The organism is Micromonospora sp. NPDC048986 (genome assembly GCF_040649335.1).
GTDB classification, from domain to species: Bacteria; Actinomycetota; Actinomycetes; order Mycobacteriales; family Micromonosporaceae; genus Micromonospora; species Micromonospora alfalfae.
In genome coordinates this window covers 46,108-54,537 of the sequence record NZ_JBEZFJ010000024.1, presented here as the reverse complement: position 1 = coordinate 54,537, position 8,430 = coordinate 46,108, and the positions used below count along the sequence as shown (strand labels likewise).

Genomic DNA, 8,430 nt, shown 5'->3' with positions numbered 1-8,430 from the left:
GCCCGGGGGCCGGGGCCCGGGGGGGCCGGCCCCCCCCTTCGCTGATGCTGTGGTTCGGGGAACTACATGCTGGAGATGTCGTCCTGCTTGGCGCGGACGGCTTCGGCAGCCTCCAGGAGGCTGGCGCGCTCGTCGGCGTCCAGGTCGGTCTCGACGACCCGCTTGACGCCCTCGGCGCCGATCTCCGCCTCGACACCCAGGTAGACGCCGGAGATGCCGTACTCGCCGTCGACCCAGGCGCAGACCGGCATGACCTCGCCGGAGTCCTCCGCGACGGCCTTCGCCATCCGGGCCGCGGCGGCGGACGGGGCGTAGTAGGCCGAACCGGTCTTGAGCAGCGCGACGACCTCGGCGCCACCGTTGCGGGTCTTGACGACCAGCTCCTCGATCTGCTCGGCCGGCATGGCGTCGCGCAGCGGCTTGCCGTTGACTGTGCTCTTCGACGGCACCGGGACCATCGTGTCGCCGTGCGAGCCCAGGGTCAGCGTGCGTACCGAGGCCACCGGCACGTTCAGCGCCTCGGCGACGAAGTTGCTGAACCGGGCGGTGTCGAGCATGCCGGCCTGGCCGAGCACCCGGTTCTTCGGGAACTGGGTGGCGAGCTGGGCCAGCGCGGTCATCTCGTCCAGCGGGTTGGAGACCACGATGACGACGGCGTTCGGGGCGTACTTGGCGACGTTCTCGGCGACCTGGCGGACGATCTTGGCGTTGGTCTCCAGCAGGTCCATCCGGCTCATGCCGGGCTTGCGCGGCAGACCAGCGGTGATCACGACGACGTCGGAGCCCTCGATGCTCTCGTAGCCCTCACCGTTGGGGCCGGTGGTCACGCCGACCACCTTGGTCTCGAAGCCCTCGATGGCCCGCGACTGGTTGAGGTCGAGCGCGAGGCCCGCGGGCTTGCCCTCCACGATGTCAGTGATCACTACGGTGTCGAAGACGTCGTACTCGGCCAGGCGCTGTGCGGTGGTGGAGCCGTAGAAGCCAGCCCCGACGACAGTGACCTTCTTACCCATGGTCGTCCCACTCCCTGATACCAGTCGGTTTTCCGGACCGTATCAGTCATCCTGGCACCGATCAGGCCAGGGGCGGCGGCCATCGCCGGGATGGGGCGAACGTCACCGCCGTCTGGTTCGGCGTCGCCGGGGCGCGGGTCAGCCGCGCTCGGCGCGCTCAACGACGTTGGTGAGCAGCATGGCCCGGGTCATCGGGCCCACGCCGCCGGGCATGGGGACCAGCGCGCCAGCCGTCTCGGCCACCTCCGGGTCCACGTCGCCGGTGTAGCGGCCCTTGCCGTCCGCGCCGATCACGCGGGTGATGCCGACGTCCACCACCACCGCGCCCGGGTTGATCATGTCGGCGGTGAGCAGACCCGGTACGCCGGCCGCGACGATGACGATGTCGGCGGCCCGGGTGTGCGAGGCCAAATCGAGGGTGCCGGTGTGGCAGAGGGTGACAGTGGCGTTCTCGCTGCGCCTGGTGAGCAGCAGGCCGAGCGGCCGGCCAACAGTGTTACCGCGACCTACCACAGCGACGGTGGCCCCGCGCAGCGCCACGTCGTGTCGGCGGAGCAGCTCGACGATGCCGCGCGGCGTGCACGGCAGCGGACCGTCGTAGCCGAGCACGAGCCGACCCAGGTTGACCGGGTGCAGGCCGTCGGCGTCCTTGTCCGGGTCGATCAGCTCCAGCACCCGCTGGGTGTCGAGGTGGCCCGGCAGCGGCAGTTGGACGATGTAGCCGTGGCACGCCGGGTCGGCGTTCAGCTCGGCCAGCACGTCGTCGACCTGCTGTTGGGTGGCGTCGGCCGGCAGTTCGCGGCGGATCGAGGCGATGCCCACCTCGGCGCAGTCGCGGTGTTTGCCGTTGACGTACGCCTGGCTGCCCGGGTCCGCCCCGACCAGGACCGTGCCGAGCCCGGGGGTGATGCCGCGTTCCGCGAGTGCCTTCACCCGGATGCGCAGCTCGTCCTTGATCTCCGCTGCGGTTGCCTTGCCGTCCAGAAGCGTCGCCGTCACGACCGAATCGTCTCACGACCACCGCCCGCGGATCAGACGACCTCGCTCGGGCCGTCCGCCGCCCAGTGCTGCGGGGTTGCCATCGGGCGGGCCGGGCCATGGCGGGGTGGCTGCCGCCGGAGTAACCGTGTGTGAGGTGTCGCTAGTCACTTTCGGTGACAGTTTGTGGATTCGATCACGGTCGAACCAGACAGGCCAGGGCGGAACTGCGGAGATGGGACGGCCACCCCAGGCGACATCGAGGCGGCCAGGCAGGGCGGAACACACTGTCATTCGCCGGGATTTTCGCAGCTCAACGTCAATAAGCCCGGTTTGGGGTAGCAGGTTCGCTCGCCTCCGACAACTGAGGTGACCCCGGACTGTTACCCACCCGCAACCGCGTCGTTGTCGAAGCCCCATCGCCGACCTACCGTTACCGCTTGTTGCGCAGCGTAACCCAGCGTCGGGCCTGACTGCGCAGCGTGAGGAGATGAGGAGGCTCAATGCGAGTTCGTAGACTCGCCGCCTGGACCGCCCTCCCGCTCGCGGTGACGCTGGGCCTCGCGGCCTGCGGCAGCGGCGGAGACGGTGGATCCGGTGGCAGCGACAGTTCGGTGGTCAGCATCCAGATCGCCGAGCCGAAGCACCTGGTTCCCACAAACACCACCGAGACGTCCGGATCGCAGGTGATCGCCGGCCTGTTCAGCCCGCTCGTCGACTACGACGCCCAGAACAAGCCGTACGAGGTCGCCGCGCAGTCGATCACCTCGTCCGACAACAAGGTCTGGACGATCAAGATCAAGGACGGCTTCACCTTCCACAACGGTGAGAAGGTCACGTCCCAGAACTACATCAACGCCTGGAACTACGGCGCGTACGCCCCGAACGGTCAGGACACCAACCCGTTCTTCGAGAAGATCGCTGGTTACGCCGACCTGCAGGACAAGGCGCCGAAGGCCAAGGAGATGTCCGGTCTGAAGAAGGTCGACGACCTCACCTTCACAGTGACGCTCTCCGAGCCGTACATCGACTTCAAGACGACGCTGGGCTACAACGCGTTCTTCCCGATGCCGGACGCCGCGTTCTCGGCTCCGGGCGTGCTCAAGGACTCCTACGAGCAGGCGCCGATCGGGCAGGGCCCCTTCAAGATGAAGGGCACCTGGCAGCACGACAGCAAGATCGACGTCGAGCGCTACGACGCGTACCCGGGCGAGAAGCCGAAGGTCAAGAACATCGAGTTCCGGATCTACCAGCAGCTCACCGCGGCCTACGCGGACGTCCTGGCGGACAACCTGGACGTGCTGCCCACGATCCCGACCGAGAGCCTGAGCACCGCGCCGAGCGATCTGGGTGACCGGTACAAGACCAGCCCGATGTCGTCGTTCCAGTTCCTCGCGTTCCCGACGTTCGACAAGGACTACAGCAACCCGGACGTGCGCAAGGCCATCTCGATGGCGATCGACCGTGACGAGATCACCAAGTCGGTCTTCAAGGGTTCGCAGACGTCGGCGCGCTCCTTCGTCGCGCCGGTCCTGCCGGGCTACCGGGAGGACACCGCGGGCAAGGCCGCCGAGTTCAACCCGACCGAGGCCAAGAAGCTCTACCAGGCCGCCGGCGGTCCGTCGAAGATCGTCATCTCGTACAACGGCGACGGCGGGCACAAGGACTGGGTCGACGCCACTGTCAACCAGCTCAAGACCAACCTGGGCGTGGACGCTGTCGGCTCGGTCGAGCCGAAGTTCGCCGACCTGCTGACCAAGGTCGAGAAGAAGACGCCGGTGGGTGCGTTCCGGATGGGTTGGGTCATGGACTACCCGACCATGGAGGACTACCTCGGCCCGCTGTACAGCACGAACGGCTCGTCGAACTACTACGGCTACAGCAACCCGGAGTTCGACAAGCTGGTCAAGGAGGGTTCCGCCGCCAAGACGCAGGACGAGGCGATCGCCAAGTACCAGCAGGCGGAGGACATCCTGGCCAAGGAGATGCCGGTGATCCCGCTCCGCTTCGGCGAGAACGTGTTCGGCCACTCGTCCAAGGTCAAGAACGTGGAGATGGACCTGTTCCAGCGGGTCAACCTCGTCAAGATCGAAGCAGCCAGCTGAGCTGACCATGGTGCGGGCCACCCGGGCGACGAAGCCCGGGTGGCCCGGACCGCACCACCGGGGCCGGGCCGCAGCAGCGGACCCGGCGTCGGTGGTGCCGGCTCCCCCGGGCCGGACGGAACGTCTCGGATATTCGGGTACGACCAGAGATGCCGTCCTGCGACCCTTTCGCACATTTCCGGAGAGACTGCTAAGCATGTTCCGCTACATCCTGCGGCGCCTACTGCAGATGGTCCTGGCGTTCTTCGGGACCACCCTGATCGTCTACGCGCTGACATTCGCCGGGCAGGGCGACCCGATCCAGGCGCTCGCCGGCGAACGGCCGGTGACGCCAGCGCAGCGGGCCTACCTGACCGAGAAGTACCACCTGGATGCCACTGGCGTCGGCGGCTTCTTCTACCGCTACTTCGACTACGTGAAGAACCTGCTCCAGGGCAACCTGGGCGAGTCACTCACCGGTCGGAACATCGGAGACATCCTTCAGCAGGCCTGGCCGGTCACCGTGCGGCTCGCGCTCATCGCGCTCGCTGTGGCGATCATCTTCGGCGTCACCGCCGGGGTGCTCGCGGGCATCCGCCGGGCCAGCATCTTCGACAACTCGACGCTGGTGCTGACCCTGCTGGTGCTGGGCATCCCGACCATCGTGCTGGCGCCGTTGGCGCAGTACTTCCTCGGCGTCAAGTGGCAGCTCTTCCCACCCACCGCCGGCTCGGACCCGACGTTCTACGCGCTCCTGCTGCCGGGCATCGTGCTCGGCTCGCTGTCGCTGGCCACCGCCCTACGACTCACCCGGGCCTCGGTGGCGGAGAACCTGCGCGCCGACTACGTCCGGACCGCCCGGTCAAAGGGCCTGGTCAAGCGGCGCATCGTCGTCGTCCACGTGCTGCGCAACTCGCTGATCCCGGTGGTCACCTTCCTCGGTGTGGAACTGGGCAACCTGATGAGCGGCGCGATCATCACCGAGGGCGTCTTCAACATCCCCGGCGTGGGCTTCAACCTCTTCCGCGGCATCCGCACCGAGGACGGCCCACTGGTGGTGGGCATCGTCAGCGTGCTCGTCGTGGTCTACCTGGTCTCGAACCTGGTGGTGGACGTCCTGTACGCCGTACTCGACCCGAGGATCCGCTATGAGTGAGCGCAGCGAACGAATCATCAGCGCAGCGTGCTTGGGCTCTCAGGCCGGCGCCGAGCGCAGCGAGGTGCGGGCATGAGCGACTTTGAAACTGTGGCGGCCACCGAGAACCAGGCCGCGCGACGTGGCCCCTCCGGAGAGCCGGGCACGCCCAACCAGGTCGGCGCCGCGCAGAAGCCCCGCAGCCTGGCCGGGGACGCCTGGCGCGACCTGCGCCGCAACCCGATCTTCTGGATCTCGCTGGCGCTGGTCGTCATCTTCAGCCTGATGGCGCTGTTCCCCGGGGTCTTCACCGCCAACAGCCCGAGCGACTGCCTGCTCTCCCGGCAGCACGCCGGGCCGTCCGGCGGGGCCATCTTCGGGTACGACTTCCAGGGCTGCGACACGTACTCCCGGGCGGTCTACGGCACCCGCGCGTCGCTGCTGGTCGGCGCGCTCGCCGCGCTCGGCACCGGCATCATCGCGCTGGTGATCGGCATGTTGGCCGGTTACTTCGGCCGCTGGGTCGACGCGGTGCTCTCCCGGGTGATCGACGTGGTGCTCGGTATTCCGCTGCTGCTGGCCGCGATCGTGCTGCTCAAGCGGGTGTCCAGCGACAGCCAGTGGGCTCGGATCGGCGCCGTCGTCTTCGTGTTGGCTCTCCTTGGCTGGACCACCGCCGCCCGCGTGGTCCGGTCCTCGGTGATCACCGCGAAGGAGCAGGACTACGTCGCGGCGGCCCGGATGCTCGGCGCCGGCAACAGCCGGATCATGTGGCGGCACATCCTGCCGAACTCGCTGGCCCCGGCGATCGTCGTGCTGACCATCGCGCTCGGCTCGTTCATCGCGGCCGAGGCCACGCTCTCCTTCCTGGGCATCGGCCTGAAGGCACCCACCATCTCCTGGGGCCAGGACATCGACACCGGCCGGATCCACATGCGGGAGGCGGCCACCCCGTTGATCGTCCCGTCGGCCTTCCTGGCGCTGACCGTGCTGGCGTTCATCATGCTCGGCGACGCGATCCGTGACGCCTTCGACCCGAAGCTGCGGTGAGAACCTCATGACCGTCAATCCAACTCCCGCCTCTGCCACACCAGAGGGCGGTCACCTGCTGGAGTTGCGGGACCTGCACGTCGAGTTCCGCACCAACGAGGGTGTCGCCCGGGTGATCAACGGTGTGTCGTACCACCTGGACGCCGGCGAGACCCTTGCCGTGCTCGGCGAATCCGGCTCGGGTAAGTCGGTCACCGCCCAGGCGATCATGGGCATCCTGGACACGCCGCCCGCGTTCGTCCGCTCCGGCCAGATCCTCTACCAGGGTGAGGACCTGCTGACCCGTTCCGAGGAGCAGCGCCGGCAGGTACGTGGCAAGGAGATCGCGATGATCTTCCAGGACGCGCTCTCCGCCCTCAACCCGGTGTTCCCGGTCGGCTGGCAGATCGGTGAGACGCTGCGCCAGCGCGCCGGCATGTCCCGAGCCGACGCTCGACGTCGTGCCATCGAGCTGATGGACCTGGTCAAGATCCCGGGTGCCGCCAAGCGGATCGGCGACTACCCGCACCAGTTCTCCGGCGGTATGCGGCAACGCGTCATGATCGCCATGGCGTTGGCGCTGGACCCGAAGGTGCTGATCGCCGACGAGCCCACCACGGCCCTCGACGTGACAGTGCAGGCCCAGATCATGGACCTGCTGGCCGACCTGCGCCGGGAACTCAACATGGCGATGATCCTGATCACCCACGACCTGGGTGTCGTCGCCGGTGTCGCGGACCGGATCGCTGTCATGTACGCCGGCCGGATCGTCGAACACGCCGACGTCCGCTCGCTCTACAAGGCGCCCGCCCACCCGTACACCAAGGGGTTGTTGGAGTCGATCCCGCGCCTGGACGTCCGCGGTCAGGAACTGTCGACGATCAAGGGGTTGCCGCCGAACCTGATGCGCATCCCGTCCGGCTGCCCGTTCCACCCCCGGTGCCCGTACGTCCAGCAGGTCTGCCTGGACGAGGTGCCGCACGACCTGGTCCTCGGCGACGGCCGGACCAGCGCTTGCCACTTCGCGCAGGAGGTCCGTGATGACAGCGTCGCCAGCTAACCCCACCAAGGTCCGCGGCGAGACCATCCTCTCCGTCGACAACCTGGTGAAGCACTTCCCGATCACTCAGGGCGTGCTGTTCCAGCGACAGATCGGGGCGGTGAAGGCCGTCGACGGGGTGAGCTTCGAGCTGCGCCGGGGCGAGACGCTCGGCGTGGTCGGCGAGTCGGGCTGCGGCAAGTCCACCCTCGCCCGGCTGCTGATGCGGTTGGAGACGCCCACCTCCGGACGCGCCACCCTGGAGGGCAAGGACCTGTTCAAGGCTTCCGGCGGTGAGCTGCGCCGGCTGCGCCGCAACATGCAGATGGTGATGCAGGACCCGTACACCTCGTTGAACCCGCGGATGACGGTCGGCGACATCATCGGCGAGCCGTTCGAGATCCACCCGGATGCCGCGCCGAAGGGCAGCAAGGCCAAGCGGGTCCAGGAGCTGTTGGACCTGGTCGGGCTCAACCCGGAGCACATCAACCGGTACCCGCACCAGTTCTCCGGCGGTCAGCGTCAGCGCATCGGCATCGCCCGCGCCCTCGCGCTGAAGCCCGAGGTGATCGTCTGTGACGAGCCGGTGTCGGCGCTCGACGTCTCCATCCAGGCCCAGGTGATCAACCTGCTCAAGCAGCTACAGGGCGAGCTGGGACTCTCGTACATCTTCATCGCACACGACCTGTCGGTGGTGCGGCACATCGCCGACCGCGTCGCGGTGATGTACCTCGGTCGGATCGTCGAGATCGGCACCGAGGACGAGATCTACGAGCGGGCCACCCACCCGTACACCCAGGCTCTGCTCTCCGCGGTGCCGGTGCCGGACCCGGAGGCCCGCGACCAGCGCAACATGATCCGGCTGGTCGGCGACGTGCCCAGCCCGGCCGACCCGCCGAGCGGGTGCCATTTCCGGACCCGCTGCTGGAAGGCCCAGGACATCTGCGCCACCGAGGACCCCCAAACGGTCCCGAGGGCAGCGGACCCCCACCCCTCCGCCTGCCACTTCGCCGAACTCCGCCCAGCCACCCCGGCCTAACCCCACCCCCCCCCAGCCCTCCGCGGTTGATCATGAAGTTATTGCCCTGACACGCCGACGTGCCGGGCAATAACTTCATGATCGACGGGGTCGAGCTGGGGGTGGGGTGGGGT

At 68.0% G+C, this 8,430-nt stretch carries 7 protein-coding genes; 5 read left to right on the top strand and 2 right to left on the bottom strand.

The genetic code is table 11. The annotated features are described in order from the left end of the window. Positions 1-62: 62 nt before the first annotated feature. Together AB0B94_RS32575 and AB0B94_RS32570 are read right to left on the bottom strand one after the other, a co-directional pair. Positions 63-1,013, bottom strand: a complete 951-nt coding sequence (locus tag AB0B94_RS32575) for a malate dehydrogenase (RefSeq protein WP_357289631.1) — start codon at positions 1,011-1,013, stop codon at positions 63-65. A 138-nt stretch (positions 1,014-1,151) separates the two neighbouring features. Beyond that, a complete protein-coding gene (locus AB0B94_RS32570) occupies positions 1,152-2,012 on the bottom strand; it encodes a bifunctional methylenetetrahydrofolate dehydrogenase/methenyltetrahydrofolate cyclohydrolase (protein WP_238668323.1) in 861 nt (286 codons plus the stop codon). A 482-nt stretch (positions 2,013-2,494) separates the two neighbouring features. On the opposite strand from AB0B94_RS32570, the gene AB0B94_RS32565 reads away from it, so the two are divergent. The 5 genes from AB0B94_RS32565 (at position 2,495) to AB0B94_RS32545 (ending at position 8,317) form a co-directional block, all read left to right on the top strand. Beyond that, positions 2,495-4,096, top strand: coding sequence for an ABC transporter substrate-binding protein (locus AB0B94_RS32565; RefSeq protein WP_357289627.1), 1,602 nt, complete (start codon positions 2,495-2,497; stop codon positions 4,094-4,096). A gap of 196 nt (positions 4,097-4,292) precedes the next feature. Beyond that, entirely contained in the window at positions 4,293-5,231 is a 939-nt protein-coding gene (locus AB0B94_RS32560) for an ABC transporter permease (protein ID WP_238658631.1), read from the top strand. Between the two features lie 72 nt (positions 5,232-5,303). After that, on the top strand, positions 5,304-6,260 hold the full coding sequence (locus AB0B94_RS32555; RefSeq protein ID WP_357289622.1) for an ABC transporter permease: 957 nt from the start codon (positions 5,304-5,306) through the stop codon (positions 6,258-6,260). Positions 6,261-6,267: 7 nt separating this feature from the next. Then, positions 6,268-7,299 (top strand): ABC transporter ATP-binding protein, encoded by a 1,032-nt coding sequence (locus AB0B94_RS32550; protein ID WP_357289618.1) that lies wholly within the window; start codon positions 6,268-6,270, stop codon positions 7,297-7,299. After that, positions 7,280-8,317, top strand: a complete 1,038-nt coding sequence (locus AB0B94_RS32545) for a dipeptide ABC transporter ATP-binding protein (protein WP_357289614.1) — start codon at positions 7,280-7,282, stop codon at positions 8,315-8,317. Before AB0B94_RS32550 ends, AB0B94_RS32545 begins: the two co-directional genes overlap by 20 nt. The last annotated feature ends 113 nt before the right edge of the window (positions 8,318-8,430 follow it).

Bases quoted from the DNA above. Each gene is read 5' to 3' on its own strand.
- AB0B94_RS32575 (WP_357289631.1), bottom strand. From the start codon at position 1,013: ATGGGTAAGAAGGTCACTGTCGTCGGGGCTGGCTTCTACGGCTCCACC.
- AB0B94_RS32565 (WP_357289627.1), top strand. From the start codon at position 2,495: ATGCGAGTTCGTAGACTCGCCGCCTGGACCGCCCTCCCGCTCGCGGTG.
- AB0B94_RS32560 (WP_238658631.1), top strand. From the start codon at position 4,293: ATGTTCCGCTACATCCTGCGGCGCCTACTGCAGATGGTCCTGGCGTTC.
- AB0B94_RS32555 (WP_357289622.1), top strand. From the start codon at position 5,304: ATGAGCGACTTTGAAACTGTGGCGGCCACCGAGAACCAGGCCGCGCGA.
- AB0B94_RS32550 (WP_357289618.1), top strand. From the start codon at position 6,268: ATGACCGTCAATCCAACTCCCGCCTCTGCCACACCAGAGGGCGGTCAC.
- AB0B94_RS32545 (WP_357289614.1), top strand. From the start codon at position 7,280: ATGACAGCGTCGCCAGCTAACCCCACCAAGGTCCGCGGCGAGACCATC.